Origin of the sequence: Pseudomonas sp. MEJ108 (assembly GCF_030208985.1) — a bacterium.
Lineage (GTDB): Bacteria > Pseudomonadota > Gammaproteobacteria > Pseudomonadales > Pseudomonadaceae > Aquipseudomonas > Aquipseudomonas fragariae.
The window spans coordinates 106,874-126,013 of record NZ_JARVSW010000001.1 but is presented as its reverse complement, the minus strand read 5'-3'; the positions used below and the strand labels follow the sequence as shown (position 1 = coordinate 126,013).

Sequence of the window (19,140 nt, the reverse complement as noted above, 5' to 3'; positions counted from 1 at the left end):
TCGTTGGGGGCTATGCTCGCTGAAGCAGGCATCGTCTATCCAGCCCTGAAAGTCTGCTGACGCGCGAGCGCTCGAAACTTTGCGTACAACGTTTTCGCTTGCTCGCATTTTGCACTGCATGACAGAGTGCACACATGCACTCCCGAAGGGGAAGCCAAGTCATCTGGCGCGCTAAGGGTATCGGCAAGCCAACGAACCGGCGGGTGTGAACTGCAATAGACAACGCAGCTGGCTTGCTCGGCTGGACCATGGCACACGGAGGTGAAGTTGATACCACTATGGGATCATCAGGGGGTAATTCCGCCGATCAACGAGCGGAATCCGACATCTTTTGAGCGAGCGCCCTATCCGACAGACGTAAAGCGGTTGATTGATCGCTTCTCGACTACCTTAGAAAGATGCGAGGAGCTTGAGGGCTTCCTGTCTCATCGATCTGAAATCCATCGCATGGGTATCGTTTCGGGCATTCAGTGGCTTAACGGCAGCTTCATGGAGAACGTGGAGATGCTGGAGGGCCGTCCGCCCAATGATATGGATGTTGTGACATTCGCCGATGTGTCAGCCGCCATTCAGCAATCATTGACCGCTGATGATGTTCAAAAGCTGACAGACACAGAATGGATCAAGACATCGTATAGAGTCGATTTTTATATAAATCTGCTCTCTGACCCACCCGAAACACTCATTGAGCTTGCGGCGTACTGGTACAGTATGTGGTCGCACAGAAGATCTCAGCAATGGAAAGGATTTCTGAGCGTGAAACTCGATCCATTGCATGACCAAGCTGCGTCCGACCTTTTGGGGATTCGAAAGCGGGAGCTCCAGAATGAATAGAACTGAATTCACTCACGCACAGGCAGAAATCGGTTTCCTGGACCGCATCGCGCAGAAGCCAGGTCTGAGCAACCTTTCACGCCTTTCGCTGCAAGCCAGGAAGAATCAGGTAGGCGCTAGTCTTCGAGAGCCTGGCCGCGGCGCATTCTCACCCGCTAAAGCAGTGGTTACTTACCGCGGAACTCCAGTCAGAGGAGTACACGGTATAGGTGCTGAGTTCGGGGCCGCGGTAACCACAAAATTTTCCGATGTGGTATCGGCTATTGCAGCCTCTATAAGCGGCGTTCTGAATGACTTTGGGCCAATCCCAAACAAAGCTCAAAACCAGATACTGATCACAGGGACGGCACTGGGCTCATTTGGTTTTGAATTTGAGGAAGCGCCAAGTGGTGACCCTCAGCTCACGCTGGAGGGGACTACGCCCGTCTCGCAAGCTTTCGAGCTGGTTGCAGAACTTCTTGAAGCATCCACCAAGGGTGATGAGGAGTTGTCAGAGCCAGCGTCGAGGCTTGGTACAAGGGCTATTGCCACGGTCTCAGAGTATCTGGACAAGCTAATAGCCTATGAAGCCTACTGCTCCGTAACAACCAGAGACCACGTATTTTCCTTTACCAGCGTCGATCAGGTTCGCATTAGCAGATCGCGCCTGAGCGTGGAAAACATCACTGAAACCGATATCGAGTTCAGTGGCGAATTTCTTGGCGCCTTTCCTGCCGAACGTCGTTTCGAGTTCAAAACCCAGGAAGGCACAATTATCCACGGACGGATTGCTGCCGCAATCGAGAACCCGGCAATAATTAACACCCGGCTAAATCAGACATTCACTATTGGCGTGAGCGCGAGAACAGTGGGAAATGGCAGGCCGAGATACACAATTTCCAAACTTCCTTGGTAAATACTGGCCCAGCCTGCAGCTGGGCTTTTCATTTCTCCCTCCCTGATCCGATCCTTGAATATCGACATGCCGAGGTCATGTACAGTCAATCTGCGAAGAAAAGGTATCAACCAGAATCGCTTCCAGATAGCGCTCGGCCACAGGTGCGAAACGATGCTTCGACCGCCTCAAGACCAGCCATCCAGAGCCCTGCCACCTCCATCCCATTGAACTAATTTTCCCTGCCCACCCTCGAAGCCATACATTTGCTTCCACAAGGAAAATTCCGTGCTCAAGTTAACTGCCTCCGCCCTCATCCTCGCCGCCACTCTGGGTCTGGCTGCCTGCGACAGCAAATCCGAACAGAAGGCACAGGACGCTCAGGCGCATCAGGAGAAATCCCAGGAGAAGATGGAGTCTGCTCAGGACAAAGTGAACGAAGCGGCCAAAGAGAACACCGAAGCGGCCAAGGACAAAGCCGAGTCCAAGGAAGCGGCTGCCGAAGAGTCGAAGACCTTCGTGCCGACCTCCGAAGTGACCAACACCATTCAGCCTGAAAAAAAGTAAAACAGTGAAAACTCTTCACAAAGTTTTCACAGCGGCCGCGTCATTGTAGAGCTGCTCCCAAGTGTGAATCCTTAAGCCCGCTCCCCCATCGCGGGCTTTTCTTTGCCCGGAATTTGACGGGCAAAGCCCTTTTCGAACAGATTCGATCCCCATTCCCGACGCGCCGTTCTCGTTAAAAAAATCGCACAATATCTGACGCCAAAAAATCACTTGATTTATTTATAGGATTATTGCACTCATGCATTAACGCCACAGGTTCTGGTGTCGATAGCCTCATCACAGTAAGTCCGCAAACACACCTAGGGGCACGTTATGTTCGGAAATAAGAACAAAGCTGAGCTGACGGCCATGAAGGCCCAGGTAGATGGACTCAAAGGACTGACAAGCGCGCTGGAAAAATCGATGGCGGTGGTCGAGCTGGGTCTCGACGGCAAGATCCTCCGGGCCAACGATAACTTCCTCGCGGCGATGGGCTATCGGGCTGAAGAGCTGGCGACCAAGACGCATCGCGACTTCTGCGAGCCGGAAATGCTCCGCAGCCGCGAGTATGCGGATCTCTGGGCATCCTTGAAGGCCGGGAAATTCATCTCGGGCACCTTCAAACGCGTCGGCAAGAATGGCCACAGCGTCTGGCTCGAAGCCAGCTACAACCCAGTGACTGATGCGCAGGGCAACGTCGTCAAGGTGGTCAAGTACGCCCTGGACGTCACCACACGCGTGATGCTGGAGAACGAAACCAGCAGCAAGCTCGCCGCTGTCGACCGGGCGATGGCTATCTGCGAATTCGAACCCAACGGCAATGTGATAACCGCCAACAACAACTTCCTGAACGTCATGGGCTATGCGCTGGCCGAAATCAAGGGTAAACACCATCGCTCGTTCTGCGAGCCGACACTGGTCAACAGTCCGGAATACACCGAGTTCTGGCGCAAGCTGAACCACGGCGAGTTCATCGGCGACCAGTTCAAACGTATCGGCAAACAGGGTCGGGTTGTCTGGCTGGAAGCGACGTATAACCCGGTTTTCGATGTCGACGGCAAACTCTACAAAATCGTCAAGTTCGCCAGCGACATTACCCAGCGCGTCGAAAAACAGGAAGCGGACGCGCACGGTGCATCGCGCGCTTATCACATCTCGGCAGAAACCGAGAAAGTGGCCGAGCAGGGAACCCTGGTCATTCAGGAAACCGCGCGGGAAATGCGTCAGATCTCCGAAAACATCGGTGCATCGGCGAAGCTGGTGAGTCAGCTGGGCGATCGCTCCGAGCAGATCACCGCCATCGTCAACACCATTCGCGGCATCGCCGATCAGACCAACCTGCTGGCGCTCAACGCGGCCATCGAGGCGGCACGCGCGGGGGATCAGGGCCGTGGGTTTGCCGTGGTGGCCGACGAAGTCAGGCAACTGGCGGGACGTACCAGCGGCTCGACCACCGAGATTGCCGAAATGATTGGCAAGATCCTCGCCGAAACACGCGAAGCCGTGGCTAGCATGGACGCCACGCAGGAAGGAGCCATTCGTGGTGTGACACTGGCCGATCAGGCCGGCCAGGTGATCGTGCAGATCCGCGATGGCGCGAGCGATGCGGTTGAAGCTGTGAACATGTTCGCCAACCGCATGGATGAAGCCGAAGCGTTCGCGAAGCCGGGCAAACGGTAACGCGTCGGTAACACACCGCAAATCAAAAACCCGCGCGCTGCGGGTTTTTTATCGACCGCAGATTACTGCACAAACCTTGGTTATCAGGCCCGTCTGCGCTTCAATAGCGCCTATTGCACCCCACGCCAGCCAAAGGACCGCTCATGGCCTCGCCAGACAAGCAGCAAAAACGTGCCAAGCGCGCAAAGATCAAGGCCAAGCAGAACCGCTCGGGCAAGGCTGCAACCAGCCTGGTTCATCCAGTATTCGCCTCGGCGCTGGTCAACCAGCCGTTCGACGACGTTGAACTCGACCTCAATACCTTCGACTTCAGCGACATTGTCGAGAACGGTTTTGACCCGGCCGACTACGACGACCTGTTCACGGCCATGAAGCAAGCCGAGGCCATCAGCCAGCTCGCGCTGTGCGTCGTCTTCCTGCAGTACCCGGTGCTGGCACTGGTGATTTCCGAAGAGGACGAAGACCCGGCCACGGACTTCATGATGGGCCTGCTTATCGTGTACCGCGCGATGTACCACGATGAAGACGAAGACAGCGCGATCGAGTGGATCGAAAGCCCTGCCTTCCAGAAGGATTACACCCTGGCGTCCGACCTGCTGATGAAGAGGGAAACCAGGGCCGCACGCTGATGGAAGCTCGTGCCAATGCGCGGCATTGGCACGAGGGTCATGAGCCCAAGGGCGCGATCAACCCAGCGCAGCAGCGCCGACGCGACCGTCCTTGCGGCGACGCGATACGATCATGCCAGCGCCGATCACCAACAGGCTGAGCACGCCGGTGGCGATGATTTCGAGGCGATGCTCTTCCTGCAGCAGCATGATGGTCAGCACCGCGACGATGAACGCGATCACTGCCCAGGTCAGCCATGGGAACAGCCACATCTTGAAGTCGATGGCCTCGCCCGCAGCAATACGCTTCTGGCGCATCCGCAGCTGCGACACCGCGATCACCAGGTACACCAGCAGTGCGATGGCACCGGAGCTGGCGAGCAGGAAATCAAACACGGCCGCCGGCGCGATGTAGTTGGCGAACACGGTCAGGAAAGCCGCCGCAGTCGACATGATCACCGCCCAGTGAGGCGTACCGCCCTTGCTGGTGCGCTTGGACACGGCCGGTGCATCGCCGCGCTTGCCCAGCGAGAACAGCATGCGCGAAGCGGTGTACAGGGCCGAGTTCAGGCAGCTGGTCACAGCGACCAGGACCACCAGGTCGACAATCAGCTTGGCGTTCGGAATGCCCATTGCATCGAGCACGGTCTGATACGAACCCACCTCGGCCAGGCGCGGATCGTTCCACGGCACCAGCGACACCACGATGAAGATCGAAACCAGATAGAACAGGAAGATCCTCCAGATCACCGAATTGGTGGCCTTGGTGATCTGCTTGCCAGGGTTCTTGGACTCGGCCGCTGCGATGGTCACAATCTCGGTGCCCATGAACGAGAACATGGTGGTCAGCATTGCTGCCAGCACCGCGCCCATACCGTTTGGCAGGAAGCCGCCGGTATCGAACAGGTGGCTGACACCGCTGACGTTGCTGGTGGGCAGCAGACCGAAGATCGCCGCAACACCCAGCACCACAAACGCGATGATTGCCACGACCTTGATCAGCGCGAACCAGAACTCGAATTCACCGTAGTTCTTCACGCTGAACAGGTTGGTTGCCGTCAACACCAGCGTGATGACCAGCGTGAACACCCAGATCGCGATATTGGGGAACCAGGCATGCAGAATGGTTGCAGCGGCGTTGGCTTCCAGTGGAATCACCAGCACCCAGAACCACCAGTACAACCAGCCGATGGTGAAACCGGCCCAGTGGCCGATAGCGCGGTCGGCATAGGTTGAAAACGAACCGGTATCCGGCGAGGCAACGGCCATTTCGGCCAGCATGCGCATCACCAGTACCACCAGCGTACCCGCCGCGGCATACGCCAGCAGCACGGCAGGCCCGGCTTCGGCAATCGCGTGGCCGGAGCCGACGAACAACCCGGCGCCAATCACGCCAGCAATCGACAGCATCGTAATGTGTCGAGGTTTCAGCCCTTGTTCGAGCTCGGAAGAGTTAGCGGTACTGCTCATAAAACCACCTGTGCAAGACGAGCGAGGCACACCGGAGCGTTACGTAAAAAGAAACCTACGGTGCCGTTCTTTATATTTGACGCAAGAATTGCGCCAAAATATTTCGAAAACGACGTCGCTTAGAGAATACGAGGCCTGTGGCTTGACCCGTGAAGCCTGCAGGACGATGGCTTTTCTGCGCCGTCTGTAGGATTTGTTACCAAACGCCTCAGATTCGTCTACATGCACGCACCAAAAATGCCCCAAACCTTCCTCAAAGCGCAAACATGGTGCAGAAATCAGACCGCCGCTCAGCAAATGCTACTTCCAACACCCGGCCAAAGCTGGCAACATCGCGCCTTTTTCGCGCACGCCCCTGTTTTACAGGGCATCGTGCTTGCCTTCTTGCGACCGTCCGCTGCCCAGATGAGACAACCCGTCGAGCGCCTCCACGCTGGACACAATACGTCGATGGTTGTCCTTTAAACGCTGTGCTAGCTTGGCGTTCGCTGGCAGCCAGCGCGCACACTTCAACGAGGACCCCACATGGCCGAGGCCACGCCCGCCCTGGAAATCCGCAACCTGCACAAGCGCTACGATCAGCTCGAGGTGCTCAAGGGCATCTCGCTGACGGCTCGCGACGGCGACGTCATATCGATCCTCGGCTCCTCCGGTTCCGGCAAGTCCACGTTGCTGCGCTGCATCAACCTGCTGGAAAACCCGCATCAGGGCCAGATTCTGGTGGCCGGCGAAGAATTGAAGCTCAAGGCAGCGCGCAATGGCGATCTGATTGCCGCCGATAACCGGCAGATCAATCGTCTGCGCAGCCAGATCGGCTTTGTGTTCCAGAATTTCAACCTGTGGCCGCACATGAGCGTGCTCGATAACATCATCGAAGCCCCGCGTCGCGTCCTCGGTCAGAGCAAGGCCGAGGCCATTGCGGTGGCTGAAGAGCTGCTGGCCAAGGTAGGTATCGCCGACAAGCGCCATGCCTACCCCGCGCAACTTTCCGGCGGGCAGCAGCAACGCGCCGCCATTGCGCGTACGCTGGCCATGCAACCACGGGTTATCCTGTTCGACGAGCCGACCTCGGCCCTCGACCCGGAGATGGTTCAGGAAGTACTCGGCGTCATCCGCGCACTGGCCGAAGAAGGCCGGACCATGCTGCTGGTAACCCACGAAATGAATTTTGCACGTCAGGTATCAAGTGAAGTGGTGTTTTTGCATCAGGGAATGGTCGAAGAACAGGGCACACCGCAGCAAGTATTCGAAAACCCGCTGTCGGCAAGGTGCAAACAATTCATGTCGAGTCACCGCTAACGGAGCAACACCCATGCAATCGTACAAAAAGATCTTGCTGATCGCAGCGGCCACCCTTGCCTTCAGCGGCAGTGCCTTTGCTGAAACCATGAAAATGGGCATCGAAGGGGCCTACCCGCCGTTCAACAACAAGGACGCGAGTGGCCAGGTGGTGGGCTTTGACTATGAAATCGGCCAGGCCCTGTGCGCCAAGATGAAAGTCGAGTGCGAAGCGGTGACGTCAGACTGGGACGGCATCATCCCGGCGTTGATGGCCAACAAGTTCGACTTCCTGATCTCGTCGCTGTCGATCACCGAAGAGCGCAAGCAGGTGGTCGATTTCACCAATCCGTATTACTCGAACAAGCTGCAATTCATCGCGCCGAAAACCTCCTCGATCGACGTATCGAGCATGGAAAAAGCCAAAGAGAGCCTTGCCGGCAAGTCAGTGGGTGCACAGCGCTCGACGCTGGCCGCCACCTGGCTGGAAGACAAGCTCGGGATCATGGACGCCAAACTCTATGACACTCAGGAAAACGCCTTCCTCGACCTCTCCTCCGGTCGCGTCGACGCCATGCTGGCCGACAAATACGTCAGCTTCGAGTGGCTGAAAAGCGAAGCCGGTCAGAACTTCGAGTTCAAGGGCGAGCCTGTCGTGGAAGACGACAAGATCGGCATCGCCGTGCGCAAGGGTGACGACGCCCTGCGCGAGCGCCTGAACGCGGCCCTGAAAGAAATCATCGCTGACGGCACCTACAAGAAGATCAACGACAAGTATTTCCCTTTCAGCATCCTCTGATTCACCTGACCGCGTCGCCGCCGCTTGCTGTCGAAGCGCGGCGACCGGCCCTGACAAAGCCTGCCCATGAACATTGATCTCCACGGATTCGGCCCGGCCCTTGCGGCTGGCGCGCTGATGACGGTCCAGCTTGCTCTCTCGGCCCTGTGCCTGGGGCTGGTGCTCGGACTGCTCGGCGCCTTGGCCAAGACCTCGCCCTACAAGCCGCTGCAATGGCTGGGCAGTACCTACTCGACCCTGGTACGCGGCATTCCCGAACTGCTTTGGGTGCTGCTGATTTACTTCGGCACCGTCAACGGCATGCGCGCCCTGGGCAAACTGTTCGACATTCCCGACCTGGCCCTCAGCGCCTTTGCTGCCGGGGTCATCGCCCTGGGCATTTGCTTCGGTGCCTACGCGACCGAAGTGTTTCGCGGCGCGATTCTGGCCATCCCCAAAGGCCATCGCGAAGCCGGGCTCGCGCTGGGCATGTCACGCTCGCGCATCCTTTTCAAACTGGTCCTGCCGCAGATGTGGCGCATCGCCCTGCCCGGCCTGGGCAACCTGTTCATGATTCTGATGAAAGACACCGCGCTGGTTTCGGTGATCGGCCTGGAAGAAATCATGCGTCACGCGCAGATCGCCGTGGGCTTCACCAAGCAAGCGTTCACCTTCTACATGGTCGCGGCCTTCATGTACCTGGGCCTGACCGTGCTGGCCATGGCCGGCATGTACTTCCTTGAAAAACGCGCCAGTCGCGGCTTTCTGAGGAGCGCGTCATGAACTGGGAAGTCATCATCAAGTGGCTGCCACGCCTGGCGCAGGGCGCGACCCTGACCCTGGAACTGGTGGCGATTGCCGTCATCGCCGGGCTGATCCTTGCCATCCCGATGGGCATCGCCCGCGCATCGCGCCACTGGCCGGTGCGCGCCCTGCCCTACGCCTACATCTTTTTCTTCCGCGGCACACCACTGCTGGTGCAACTGTTTCTGGTCTATTACGGGCTGGCGCAGTTCGAGTCGGTGCGCCAGAGTGCGCTGTGGCCGTACCTGCGCGACCCGTTCTGGTGTGCCGTGGTGACCATGACCCTGCACACCGCCGCCTACATCGCCGAAATCCTGCGCGGCGCCATGCAGGCGGTGCCGCCCGGTGAGGTCGAAGCGGCACGGGCACTGGGCATGTCGAAATGGAAGGCGCTGTTCTATATCGTCCTGCCACGCGCGGCACGCATCGGCCTGCCGGCCTACAGCAACGAAGTGATCCTGATGCTCAAGGCCAGTGCGCTGGCCAGCACCGTCACCCTGCTGGAACTGACCGGCATGGCACGCACGATCATCGCCCGCACTTACCTGCCGGTGGAAATCTTCTTCGCCGCCGGCATGTTCTACCTGGTCATGACCTTCGTGCTGGTGCAGGGCTTCCGGCTGCTGGAAAAACTATTGCGTGTAGACGCAAGCCAAGGGCGCTGATATGAAAGGTGCTGGCGTCGATCCAGTCAGCACCTTGCCATACGAGTCCGCCACCATGCCCTCTGAACCTCGCTTGCAGGATGAACACCTCGGCAGCCACTTCGGTGCGCTGGACAGCTTCCTGTTCGCGCATCAGGCCTTGTGGCGGCCCAAGCCGTTCACGCACCGCTCCCTGCCTTGGGAAAACAAATACCCGGACCTCGCGCTCTGGCTGCGGCAACGCACGCTGGAACAGGCCGAGGCCGCGCACAACCACCCGGAACACCTCGACGCGCCCTTCCCGTTCAAGCAACTGGCCGCCGAAGCGGTCGCGCTGAGCCACGTCGCCGAACTGCCCGTGCACGCCCTGCAGCCAGTCGAGGCGCGCATGAGCGTCGATGTGCCGGGGCGCAAGTGGCAGCAGATCGAAGCCTTCGCCAGCCATCTGGACATGCGTGACAGCGCGACTCACTGGCTGGACTGGTGCGCTGGCAAAGGCCACCTGGGGCGCCGCCTGACCGGGCCCGGCCAGCGTCTGACCTGCCTGGAGAAGGATCCGGCGCTGATCGAAGCAGGCCTGGCCTTGAGCACGCGGCAAGGCATCGACGCCAGACATGTGCAGCAGGATGTCATGGCCGACGACACGTGGCGCTACCTGCAACCCGAACATACGCCTGTGGCGCTGCATGCCTGCGGCGACCTGCACATTCAGTTGATGGAGCTGGCCAGCCAGACGGGCTGTCGGCGTATGGCGATTGCGCCGTGCTGCTACAACCGTACCCGGCACGACCTTTATCAGGCGCTGTCCAGCGAGGGCAAGGCGTCCGGCCTGAAGCTGTCGCGAGACGAGCTCGGCCTGCCGCTCAGTGAAACCGTGACAGCCGGCGCGCGCGTACGTCGTCAACGCGACATCTCGATGGCCCGCCGCCTGGGCTTCGACCTGCTGCAGCGCCGCCTGCGCGGCATTGATGACTACTTGCCCACACCCTCGCTGCCGACGTCCTGGCTGGATGCGTCCTACGCGGACTACTGCAACCATCTGGCAAAACTCAAGCATCTGCCTGCACCGGGCCAGCAGGACTGGGCTGCGCTTGAAGCCGCTGGCTGGAGAAGACTGGCCGAAGTGCGCAACCTGGAACTGGCTCGCGATCTGTTTCGGCGCCCGCTGGAGATGTGGCTGGTGCTGGACAGGGCGATTTACGTGCGCGAGCAGGGTTACAGCGTGAGCGTTGGCACTTTCTGTGACAGCCGGATTACACCGCGCAACCTGCTGATTCTGGCCCGAAAATCGTGACTGAAATCGGTTGAGCAACCTGTGGATAAGTCTGTTGATGAAAATGTGGATGAGTGCGTTAAAGCTTGGCGCGCCAGTTACTGAAGCCCCTTATTTTTTTCCGCCATCCTTCCCGTAACCCGCAAAAACAATGCCTTGCGGCTCAATGCACCCGACTGCACATAATTACCCGGCTGCGCAAATCTTTATCGGCAAATTGTGCATAAAGATTTGGTAAAGGCTCTGGCGCAAGCGTTTTGCGCGGCTCAATCGTGCACACGCAGACGCCTGTGCACGAGCTGTCGGGCGCAAGATTTCAGACCTCTTCGACACACTCCAGCGAGCGCTCGACCATGACCTTGGCCATTTCCAGCATGTGCATGGAAGCGAACGCCAGATCGCGCTGCGAACCGGTCAGTTCATCGCCGAGTTCGTGAGCGGTGGCCGATGCGCAGCGCAGAAAATCCAGCGCGTGCACCAAGGTGGCTTCCAGGCTGATGAAGTCGAACTTGCCGTCGTGGGGTTCCTTGGCCGGTCGGGAGATTGGCAGATAACACTCCGTGGCGCGCTTGACCACAGCCTTGTCGAAGACCGGTGCGGCGCTGGACGGTTTGTTGGGCGGATCGGGGGTTACTTTGACCATGCTTAGCTCCTTCTATTGAAGTCGCTGCCATTTCGCTACTAAACGAAAAGGCGGCAACTGTACGCGAGTTAGTAGACCGGTGAGCTAAGAACCGGCGCACCCGAAGGTGCCAAGCGCACAGTCGCCATAGCATCAGGACGAAGCCTAATGAAACGCGGCTGTGTTACGCCTTAACTCACTACGGGCTACTAAACCCGATCGCTGATAGGCAGCGACGAGCGGAGAGTAGAAGCCCAGACAGAGGGGCGCAAGCGGTCGGGGATTCTCTCGGAAATGTCCTTCAAAAGAAAGAGACGGTGCCTGCAAAAACCGGCCTGAAAGCGTTGCAAAAGTTGAGTTCACAGTACGACGCTTTGATTCTGGCCGAAGGCCGTAGGAGCGAACTTGTTCGCGAAGACTGAATACGCAGCGCCGCATTCCTGTCATGACCCACTACTAAAACTGATCATCCTTCAACCGCGCAAACGGCACACTGCGGTTCTGCAGCTTGCGCAACGTCAGCTTGTAGGCACTGGACTTGATCTGACTGCCCATCGGCGTCTCCTCCAGCAAAATCCGCCCCGACGCAAAGGCACAGCCCGTACTCATCATCTTGTACTTGAGCAGGTACAGCCCCGGGTCCATCTTGGCGAACACAAACACCGCCCCGGCCGGCACAAACGCATGCCGAAACGCCCGGCGCCCCACCGCATCCGTAACCTTGGCATACACCGCCGACTCGCCCGCCGAGTTATCCACAGTGATCTGCGACCAGCCGTTGTCCTTGAGCACCGGCATGTCCTTCACATAGCCCGCCTTGTCCGGCCACGGCGCGCCCATCGGATCAAGCGCCGGCACGCCACACTCGGACGCCGCAGCATCTGCAGGCTTCGCCAGGCTCGCTACAGGTTCCTCGACCGGCGCGGCAGGCGCGGGCTTGACCCACGTCTGCGCAACCGGCGCAGGCTCCGACGGCACAAACGACTTGCCTGCACCCGGTTCGTAGCCCATCCACGCCCCACCCGCGCAGAACACCACAAACAACAGCGCCCAACGCCACGCACTGCGACGACGCCTGTCACGGGAAGGGGATGCAGAAGCGTAGGAAGAGGACTTGGGCGCCGGTCCCGAACGAGCCGCCTGAGACGGCGCAGCAGCAGTGGCTGCAGAAGTGGCGGCATACACATGCACCGCCTGCCCACGCGCTGCATGCGCCTGCTTGCGGCGCGCAGCGTCCATACGCGCCTTGTGCTCATTGGCAGCGAGCTGCGCATCATAAGCCGCACGCCGCGAAGGGTCAGCCAGCACATCGTGAGACGCGTTGACGACGCCCATCATGTCCGAGGCGTAAGGATCTGGATTCCTGTCCGGGTGCAGCTTCTGCGCCAGCTTGCGATAAGCCTTCTTGATCTGCTCAGGAGAGGCATCGCGAGCAACACTCAGCAGCTCGTAATGCGTAGGCGTTCTCTGCATTGCACTTGCTGTCCATGGCTGACTGCCATTTTCGATACAGTTGTATCGGCCAAAAAGCCGGTAGCTCCAGTGCAAATCCGACGCAACAGCAACCAGCGCACAAGAAAATGCCCGAATCCAGAGGATCCGGGCATTTCTTAATACATCGATGAAGCCTTCGTCGGCATCCAGACGCACATTCATGCGATTCAGACAGCCATCCTCAGCCCCACCCTGCGCAAAGCCAACAGGCCAGGCGCACCTGCAAATATCCTTCAACAACTCTTCAGCGAATGACCAGCCTGCGGCATACAACACCCCAAACCCGGTTACGATCCATCGCATCACTCATCAGATAGTCCTTTATCTGCATGGCTGAAAAGCTAACGACCCGTGCTGCTGACTCAGTAGCCTGGGCCGTTGAGAACAAGCCTATGCAAAGCCCTCCTGCCCCGCAACTGCCCAAAAATGGCGGGGTCGGATGGGTGCCTGTTCGTACTCCAAATCGCCATCAACGCTGGACGCATTGGTTTGCGCGACCGGGTTAAAAATCCAGCGTTCTGTCAGGCACAAGCTGTGCGCACCAAAGGCAAAATCAACGCCCGAAATCAACGCCATCCGCCCTACCACGCAGACCAATCCGTCCAAACCAACAGAAACGTCCTGCACCACCACCCGCCCACATCCGACCCGAAGCGCCAACGGTCGATTTTTTTCAACTGAATCAGACAGCTAGGCTTTACAAGCGCATCAGACTCTATATACTCGCAGCCCATTACGCCGGTATAGCTCAGTTGGTAGAGCAACTGACTTGTAATCAGTAGGTCCCGGGTTCGACTCCTGGTGCCGGCACCATATAAATCAAGGGCTTGCAGCGATGCAGGCCCTTGTTTTTTCCCCCAGACGTAATAAGCCACGTAACTAGGCCACCGATCGGGCCTGTCTTACGCGCTCCACGTCGAGCTCCAACCGCAGCTACAGACGCTCATGAGCAGTAGCGCGAGACCCTGGCCAACCGCTCGGTACAGGGTGCCCCGCTCAAAATCTGAGGGGGTTCAGAAAAAAGGTAATATTAGTAATACGGCTCGGGAAAAATGGCTGCACCCCTTGCAGGCCGTGGCTTTCAGCGTTTCCGGGCAAAGGTAATATTGAAGCGATACAAAGGCGATAATATTACCTTTTACTAAAGCTATATTTTCATTTCCTAAAACCCAATGAATCCGGGGGTTTCAGGAAAATATTACCTTTCATATCGCTTCATATTACCTTTCGATGTAATACGCGCAGCCCAGTAAAACCGTGGCCTCCAGCCTAGGTTCGCGTGTCATATCGCTAATATCGCTCTTTTTGAAAACACCCTCCCATACCTGAGATTAATCTCATTTAAAACACCCTTTTTCGAAAACCTGACTGCAAAGCGTGAAGGCCTGTAGATCGTCACCAGCGCTTGCAATCGTGTGCAATGTCCAAAGCCCCCTGAATGCGGCTACAGCGCCCGTTATGCTTGAGTTGTAGAGGTTGGATCTGATCTGGCCGTCGATGCCCTGGTGCGCAGCTTTGAGACCAGTGTCGATTTGGAAAACCACCTCATTCCTCGGTTTTCCAATTTTTCGCCTAAGCAGGCCGGGCCTTCGAGGTTTGCTCCCATCTGCCCAGCCCTGTCGCTCGCAGTGCAAGGCGCTGACATTTTTCTGCATAAGTTTGCACACTGTGCAATTGCCGCTCCCCTGCGCAACCCCACGGCTGGCCTAGGCTGGAGTATTGCTTTCATCGCATCTGGGTTTGCACAAAAAACGGACGCAGAGCCCGTCGACGGGAGGGGGATAAGTGCTTTTGCTTCAGATTTTTTATTCCTGATGCAGTTTTTTGGTTGAGCCGATCTAGCCCATCTGTCGCAAATTGACCATGGCCTGACTTCAACGTCAGCTGTATGCACATACAGATACTTTTGACGATGCATTACCATGAACGCCCGAATACTTGGCCGCCTTCTGAGTCAGACCTGCTACTCCCGTTCTACTCATTTAAGATCCCAGCAGATTTTGCGAACCTAAATGCGGATCCGCACAGGATCAGTGCCAGTCATCCCCGGACTGGGGAATGAGGCGCGCTCAGAAGAGTCTCAGCGACACAACGAGGGTTGGGAATTATGGAGGGTGGAAAAAAAATGAGTATCGACAAGGCTGGCGCAATCTCCGAGTGGAAGGTGCTGCTGAACGATAGCTCGGCGCTCAACATAAAGCCTTGTCCAGAGTCGCTCACGCTCTGCACCAGTCGAAGGTGATTAGCTGTGAAGATTTGAGCGATATGCTTGAGCTTGCGGACGGAGCTTTGGGATATGCCATTGAAACCCAGGTAGACCTTTGAGCATTAAAAGTCTGTCGTATTTGGAACGCAAGGGGCAAGCGAGTGGTATTTAAGTAGGAACAGGGGCCAGGCGGCCCCTGTCTGGTTGCTTACATTTGTTGGACAATGCGGATCAAGCGTACGGACCAATAGGCCGTTTGCAGTATCCGAATAAGTTCTTCGGGCAGATAACGCGCAATAATCTTTATCATTGCTCAGCTAACCTTTCGCTCGGTAGAGATACCCCAAACCTAAATGGTAAGGGAGTTTCCCACCCGGGCCGATGCCATTAGACCGTCCACTCCAGAGTCAAACTCACCAGTGAGCATCGACAACTTCTCCATTCAACAACAGCGTTTTTGTGCTGTTTCCATTTTGGGATGGTTGACACGACCCGTTGCTTGGCTCACCCTTCAACCTGTCAGAGTAGAAAAAATGATTTTCAGCAGTGGTTGGTAGGAAAGGTACACAGGTTGTTGCGTGTAGATCAAGCCGAAAATCAGCATCAAAAGCCCGCTCATGCGGGCTTTTTTACGCCCATGGGAAACAAGATCGTTGAATCATCGCTTGCCCTGTGCCGCAAAGCCCAGTGATTACCGGGCCTATTGATAAAATATGACAGCAAGCACTTCTTGATATGCAATATATGTTTGAGGAAGCGACCCGACGAACGGTAGGTATCTTTAGGCCCTATTAAGGCCCTATTAATGCGTATATTGACAACGCCCCTCCTGAATAATCGCTTAGTTGACATCTATGTCAACTTTCAGCCCCTGTGGAGAGTTCTTTATCAGCCTTATTCACGCTTTTTCACTACTCTGCACTCTTTCTCACTCTTTTAAGACATGTCTAACTTTACCGTTTTTTAGGCAAGGTACTTTTTTATCACCATTTTTATTTCACCCAAGGGTAATTGGCGCAATTTGACTCAGTAGCAGCCGCGCTTTCGACGTACCAGAAGTGAACGCCGCTGCATTACCAGGTACAGGCGTAGACAAGACTCACAGCGACTACTGCTATTCGCGAGACGTTTTGCTGGATATCCCTACCCGGCTGGGCAAACCGTTGGGGGATCTGCTGGTGAAGAAATTCACGGCAGCATTGATCCAGCGGATTGTCGATCGCTTGGCCGACGAAGGTACGCCGTCCAAAGCGGCGCATGTCCTGCGCTACCTGCGCCGGGTGCTGCAGTGGGGTCGCAATCGGGGCTACCTCGACAGCAATCCGGCACAAGGCATTGAAGCGCCTGTTGAGCGCAAACGGCGACGTTTACCGGAGCACCAGGTCATGGAAACGCTGGTCGACCGCGCCCTGGCATTCGGACGGCTGGCCAGGAACGAGAAAGGTGGCTGTCCGGAGTACCTGAGCTACGTGATGGAGATCGGTTACCTGTGCCGCTTGCGGGGCATTGAGACCATAACCCTGACCGACGCCCATGAACTGCCCGAAGGGATTATGACCAACCGGCGCAAGGGCAGCCGTGACAACATTGTCCGCTGGACGCCACGTCTACGCGCAGCTTGGGAGGGAGCCAAGGCCTACCGGGCCAAGGTGTGGGCCAGCAAATCGACGGTCGTTCCGATTCGTCCCGATCGACGTTACATCATCGTGGCCAGCCATGGCGGGGCTTTGCGAAAATCCAGTCTGGACACAGCCTGGCAACGCTTCATCACCTCGGCTATCGAGGACGGTACCATCATGGCCGAGCAGCGATTTGGCCTACATGACCTCAAGCGACGGGGCATCACCGACACAGTAGGTAATCGGGCGGACAAACAGGAGGCCAGCGGTCACCGGGACGGGGCCATGATGGATGTCTACGATCTCAGCCTGCCACTTGTTAATGCCTCACGGACGTAAATCTAATGGATACGTAACAGAGGGATTTTCTCACACGCCTGCTTCGCATCGAGCGAGAGTGATCAGCAGCTGATGCATATGTGGAGACAGAGCAAGATGGAATGTCGAGAGGAATAGCGCCCACCCATACGTCGTGGAACCGAATGGCTCATCTGGACACTCACCTATCAATTTTAGGGTAGCTAGCCAGCTCCTTGATCCAAGAGCCATGTCGAAAACAATCTGAGGTACGTATGAAGATAAATATGGCAACGCCATCGATAGCTATTTTGCATCATCAGGAAAACCATGCTCCACAGGCAGCAAGCGCGCCTCAACCTGAGCATGGGCAAACAAATGAGCAACAGCCTCTGGACTTAGCATTGAGGCCCAGAGCACGCGGGATACATCCGTTTCTAGCTTTGATGTTGGGTGACAAAGGCTGCGCATCTTCTTCAAGTGTAAGTCTAGGAGATGATTCTACTACACAAGTTAACTTAGAAGATTTTGCGGTCGCGTCAAGAGATGTTAATCGAAACAACATCTGCGCAGGTCTTTCCACCGAGTGGCTTGTAATGAACAACAGCGGCGACGCTGAGTCGCGCATGGACCACCTTGACTATAATGGAGAAGGGCAAAGTAACGGAGCACAGAGGCATCAGGTCTATGACAATGCTTTAGCCTCGGCACTTTCAAATGACGATGAAGCGCCGTTTTTCACTGCTAGCACCGCTGTCGTCGAGAATGCAGGTTTCTCATTACGCAGAGAACCTAAAACTGTTCATGCATCAGGTGGTAGTGCGCAATTAGCCCAAACATTGGCAAACGATTTGGCTCAGGCAGGTAGAAAGCACTTGCTAAGCTTGCGCTTTGCAAGCGTTCAAGGCCACGCAATCGCTAGTTCTTGTGAAGGAACTAGGTTCAAATTGTTCGATCCCAATCTTGGTGAGTTTCAATCATCCCGTAGTGAAGCCCCCCAGATGCTTAAAGCTTTGATCGATCACTATAACAACTTGAATTACGACGTATACTGCGTAAACGAGTTTAGAGTTTCTTAGTGTTGAGTTGGTAGGTTTCGTCCTGATTTATGGACATAGCTACGCGGATAAGTGCAACCGTTTTCAGTCGACAATTGAAAAGCATCAGATACCGCTATTTCGCTTTCGATTGATCCCTAATCCGTATTTCAAAAAAGGGGCGATGCCCGACATTTCCACGCAACTAGGCTCTGTACGAAAAGCCGCCGGCGAAGGTCAGGCAAGGCAAAAACGGGGTAGGAAGCGAAGTCTACGGGTTGTAAATGAGCATTCCGAGCCTGTTTTTAACGCAGCATTACCGATGCGTAGCCACTTTACGTACAGAGCCTAGGACCTGCAGTATTTGTTGCGCCCTAGCCCATCACTTGCCGAGCGGTACCTCTGGCGTCCAGCAGACGCCGAAAAAGCCCGTAAGAGCGGGCTTTTTTGTGGGATCGATTGAACATAAGGCGCGTATTCAACCACGTAACAAAGGTCAATAGGCTGCCGTATTTCAAGCATTTCAGGCATGCGCCACGTAACAAGAATATCTGTAACCCCATGATTTATAGGTAAAAAGCACCTTCCTTGTAATCAGTAGGTCCCGGGTTCGACTCCTGGTGCCGGCACCACATAAGGTTTCAAAGGTGGCTTTCACAGCCTTTGAAATCTCCGAAAAACCCGCCTTTTGGCGGGTTTTTTCGTTTTGGTCTGGAAAATCCAGATTGACACACTATCTGCGACGTCGAGCCAGGAGGCTGAAATGAGATTTCTTGAGCTCTACCTAAAGGGCGATGTGCTGGAAGAAAATATCCACAGGTTCGTGGAAGACTGGCACGAAGGACGCGAAGGTGCGGGTATGGAAATGCACGAGTACCTCGGTATGAGCTGGGAAGAGTATGGGGTGTGGGTAGCAACCCCGGCAGCCCTATCTTTCATACTGGCGGCTAGAAAACGGGGCAGTTCTCTGGGTCAGTAGCTCTCGTATCGGCCAACCTGCCGGTAAAGCGATAAGGGTGCAAAATCAAGAGATGCCCAAGCTCCTGGTAATGGCGTTAGTGGACAACCCTGATAGA

At 56.4% G+C, this 19,140-nt stretch carries 16 protein-coding genes, 1 tRNA gene and 1 pseudogene; 14 read left to right on the top strand and 4 right to left on the bottom strand.

Annotated elements, in window-relative coordinates; genetic code table 11:
• Nucleotides 1-261 precede the first annotated feature (261 nt).
• The 5 genes from QRN50_RS00540 (at nucleotide 262) to QRN50_RS00520 (ending at nucleotide 4,563) form a co-directional block, all read left to right on the top strand.
• On the top strand, nucleotides 262-834 hold the full coding sequence (locus QRN50_RS00540) for a DUF6932 family protein (RefSeq protein ID WP_236248864.1): 573 nt from the start codon (nucleotides 262-264) through the stop codon (nucleotides 832-834).
• On the top strand, nucleotides 827-1,729 hold the full coding sequence (locus QRN50_RS00535; RefSeq protein ID WP_024640511.1) for a hypothetical protein: 903 nt from the start codon (nucleotides 827-829) through the stop codon (nucleotides 1,727-1,729). Before QRN50_RS00540 ends, QRN50_RS00535 begins: the two co-directional genes overlap by 8 nt.
• 267 nt (nucleotides 1,730-1,996) lie before the next feature.
• Nucleotides 1,997-2,275, top strand: a complete 279-nt coding sequence (locus QRN50_RS00530) for a lipoprotein (RefSeq protein WP_003318312.1) — start codon at nucleotides 1,997-1,999, stop codon at nucleotides 2,273-2,275.
• 312 nt (nucleotides 2,276-2,587) lie between these two features.
• Nucleotides 2,588-3,934, top strand: coding sequence for a methyl-accepting chemotaxis protein (locus QRN50_RS00525; RefSeq protein ID WP_096127191.1), 1,347 nt, complete (start codon nucleotides 2,588-2,590; stop codon nucleotides 3,932-3,934).
• Between the two features lie 143 nt (nucleotides 3,935-4,077).
• On the top strand, nucleotides 4,078-4,563 hold the full coding sequence (locus QRN50_RS00520; protein ID WP_096127190.1) for a hypothetical protein: 486 nt from the start codon (nucleotides 4,078-4,080) through the stop codon (nucleotides 4,561-4,563).
• 57 nt (nucleotides 4,564-4,620) lie between these two features.
• Here QRN50_RS00520 and gabP read toward each other — a convergent pair whose 3' ends face one another.
• Nucleotides 4,621-6,012, bottom strand: coding sequence for a GABA permease (gene gabP, locus QRN50_RS00515; RefSeq protein ID WP_004407279.1), 1,392 nt, complete (start codon nucleotides 6,010-6,012; stop codon nucleotides 4,621-4,623).
• Nucleotides 6,013-6,537: 525 nt separating this feature from the next.
• Between gabP and QRN50_RS00510 the strand changes: the two genes are divergently transcribed.
• The 5 genes from QRN50_RS00510 (at nucleotide 6,538) to QRN50_RS00490 (ending at nucleotide 10,810) form a co-directional block, all read left to right on the top strand.
• Nucleotides 6,538-7,311, top strand: a complete 774-nt coding sequence (locus QRN50_RS00510) for an ABC transporter ATP-binding protein (RefSeq protein WP_004407276.1) — start codon at nucleotides 6,538-6,540, stop codon at nucleotides 7,309-7,311.
• A 13-nt stretch (nucleotides 7,312-7,324) separates the two neighbouring features.
• Entirely contained in the window at nucleotides 7,325-8,089 is a 765-nt protein-coding gene (locus QRN50_RS00505; protein WP_058399540.1) for an ABC transporter substrate-binding protein, read from the top strand.
• Between the two features lie 66 nt (nucleotides 8,090-8,155).
• Nucleotides 8,156-8,851 (top strand): ABC transporter permease, encoded by a 696-nt coding sequence (locus tag QRN50_RS00500; protein ID WP_003342249.1) that lies wholly within the window; start codon nucleotides 8,156-8,158, stop codon nucleotides 8,849-8,851.
• The gene (locus QRN50_RS00495; RefSeq protein ID WP_003318320.1) at nucleotides 8,848-9,537 is read left to right on the top strand and encodes an ABC transporter permease; all 690 of its coding nucleotides are present in this window, start codon (nucleotides 8,848-8,850) and stop codon (nucleotides 9,535-9,537) included. The genes QRN50_RS00500 and QRN50_RS00495 overlap by 4 nt, the downstream gene beginning before the upstream one ends.
• A 1-nt stretch (nucleotide 9,538) precedes the next feature.
• Nucleotides 9,539-10,810 carry a methyltransferase gene (locus QRN50_RS00490; protein WP_096127189.1) on the top strand — a complete coding sequence of 424 codons (1,272 nt, stop codon included), beginning with the start codon at nucleotides 9,539-9,541 and terminating at the stop codon, nucleotides 10,808-10,810.
• Between the two features lie 295 nt (nucleotides 10,811-11,105).
• Here QRN50_RS00490 and QRN50_RS00485 read toward each other — a convergent pair whose 3' ends face one another.
• From QRN50_RS00485 to QRN50_RS00475, 3 genes are all read right to left on the bottom strand, one after another.
• Nucleotides 11,106-11,432: a DUF6124 family protein gene (locus QRN50_RS00485; RefSeq protein ID WP_096127188.1), complete on the bottom strand. Its 327-nt coding sequence runs from the start codon at nucleotides 11,430-11,432 to the stop codon at nucleotides 11,106-11,108.
• 435 nt (nucleotides 11,433-11,867) lie between these two features.
• Nucleotides 11,868-12,884, bottom strand: a complete 1,017-nt coding sequence (locus QRN50_RS00480) for a J domain-containing protein (RefSeq protein WP_096127187.1) — start codon at nucleotides 12,882-12,884, stop codon at nucleotides 11,868-11,870.
• A gap of 411 nt (nucleotides 12,885-13,295) precedes the next feature.
• A complete protein-coding gene (locus tag QRN50_RS00475; protein WP_057457453.1) occupies nucleotides 13,296-13,481 on the bottom strand; it encodes a hypothetical protein in 186 nt (61 codons plus the stop codon).
• Between the two features lie 161 nt (nucleotides 13,482-13,642).
• Between QRN50_RS00475 and QRN50_RS00470 the strand changes: the two genes are divergently transcribed.
• The 4 genes and pseudogenes from QRN50_RS00470 (at nucleotide 13,643) to QRN50_RS00455 (ending at nucleotide 19,043) form a co-directional block, all read left to right on the top strand.
• Nucleotides 13,643-13,718, top strand: a tRNA-Thr gene (locus QRN50_RS00470).
• Between the two features lie 2,487 nt (nucleotides 13,719-16,205).
• A pseudogene (locus QRN50_RS00465) lies at nucleotides 16,206-17,069 on the top strand (site-specific integrase); the annotation flags it as partial.
• A gap of 245 nt (nucleotides 17,070-17,314) precedes the next feature.
• Nucleotides 17,315-18,106: a YopT-type cysteine protease domain-containing protein gene (locus QRN50_RS00460; RefSeq protein WP_285427489.1), complete on the top strand. Its 792-nt coding sequence runs from the start codon at nucleotides 17,315-17,317 to the stop codon at nucleotides 18,104-18,106.
• A 721-nt stretch (nucleotides 18,107-18,827) separates the two neighbouring features.
• On the top strand, nucleotides 18,828-19,043 hold the full coding sequence (locus QRN50_RS00455; protein WP_024642623.1) for a hypothetical protein: 216 nt from the start codon (nucleotides 18,828-18,830) through the stop codon (nucleotides 19,041-19,043).
• Nucleotides 19,044-19,140 lie beyond the last annotated feature (97 nt).

What these genes read in the sequence shown, in the direction of transcription:
- QRN50_RS00535 (WP_024640511.1), top strand. Translation starts at nt 827, where the DNA reads ATGAATAGAACTGAATTCACTCACGCACAGGCAGAAATCGGTTTCCTG.
- QRN50_RS00525 (WP_096127191.1), top strand. Translation starts at nt 2,588, where the DNA reads ATGTTCGGAAATAAGAACAAAGCTGAGCTGACGGCCATGAAGGCCCAG.
- QRN50_RS00520 (WP_096127190.1), top strand. Translation starts at nt 4,078, where the DNA reads ATGGCCTCGCCAGACAAGCAGCAAAAACGTGCCAAGCGCGCAAAGATC.
- gabP (WP_004407279.1), bottom strand. Translation starts at nt 6,012, where the DNA reads ATGAGCAGTACCGCTAACTCTTCCGAGCTCGAACAAGGGCTGAAACCT.
- QRN50_RS00510 (WP_004407276.1), top strand. Translation starts at nt 6,538, where the DNA reads ATGGCCGAGGCCACGCCCGCCCTGGAAATCCGCAACCTGCACAAGCGC.
- QRN50_RS00505 (WP_058399540.1), top strand. Translation starts at nt 7,325, where the DNA reads ATGCAATCGTACAAAAAGATCTTGCTGATCGCAGCGGCCACCCTTGCC.
- QRN50_RS00500 (WP_003342249.1), top strand. Translation starts at nt 8,156, where the DNA reads ATGAACATTGATCTCCACGGATTCGGCCCGGCCCTTGCGGCTGGCGCG.
- QRN50_RS00495 (WP_003318320.1), top strand. Translation starts at nt 8,848, where the DNA reads ATGAACTGGGAAGTCATCATCAAGTGGCTGCCACGCCTGGCGCAGGGC.
- QRN50_RS00490 (WP_096127189.1), top strand. Translation starts at nt 9,539, where the DNA reads ATGAAAGGTGCTGGCGTCGATCCAGTCAGCACCTTGCCATACGAGTCC.
- QRN50_RS00485 (WP_096127188.1), bottom strand. Translation starts at nt 11,432, where the DNA reads ATGGTCAAAGTAACCCCCGATCCGCCCAACAAACCGTCCAGCGCCGCA.
- QRN50_RS00480 (WP_096127187.1), bottom strand. Translation starts at nt 12,884, where the DNA reads ATGCAGAGAACGCCTACGCATTACGAGCTGCTGAGTGTTGCTCGCGAT.
- QRN50_RS00475 (WP_057457453.1), bottom strand. Translation starts at nt 13,481, where the DNA reads ATGGCGTTGATTTCGGGCGTTGATTTTGCCTTTGGTGCGCACAGCTTG.
- QRN50_RS00460 (WP_285427489.1), top strand. Translation starts at nt 17,315, where the DNA reads ATGGCAACGCCATCGATAGCTATTTTGCATCATCAGGAAAACCATGCT.
- QRN50_RS00455 (WP_024642623.1), top strand. Translation starts at nt 18,828, where the DNA reads ATGAGATTTCTTGAGCTCTACCTAAAGGGCGATGTGCTGGAAGAAAAT.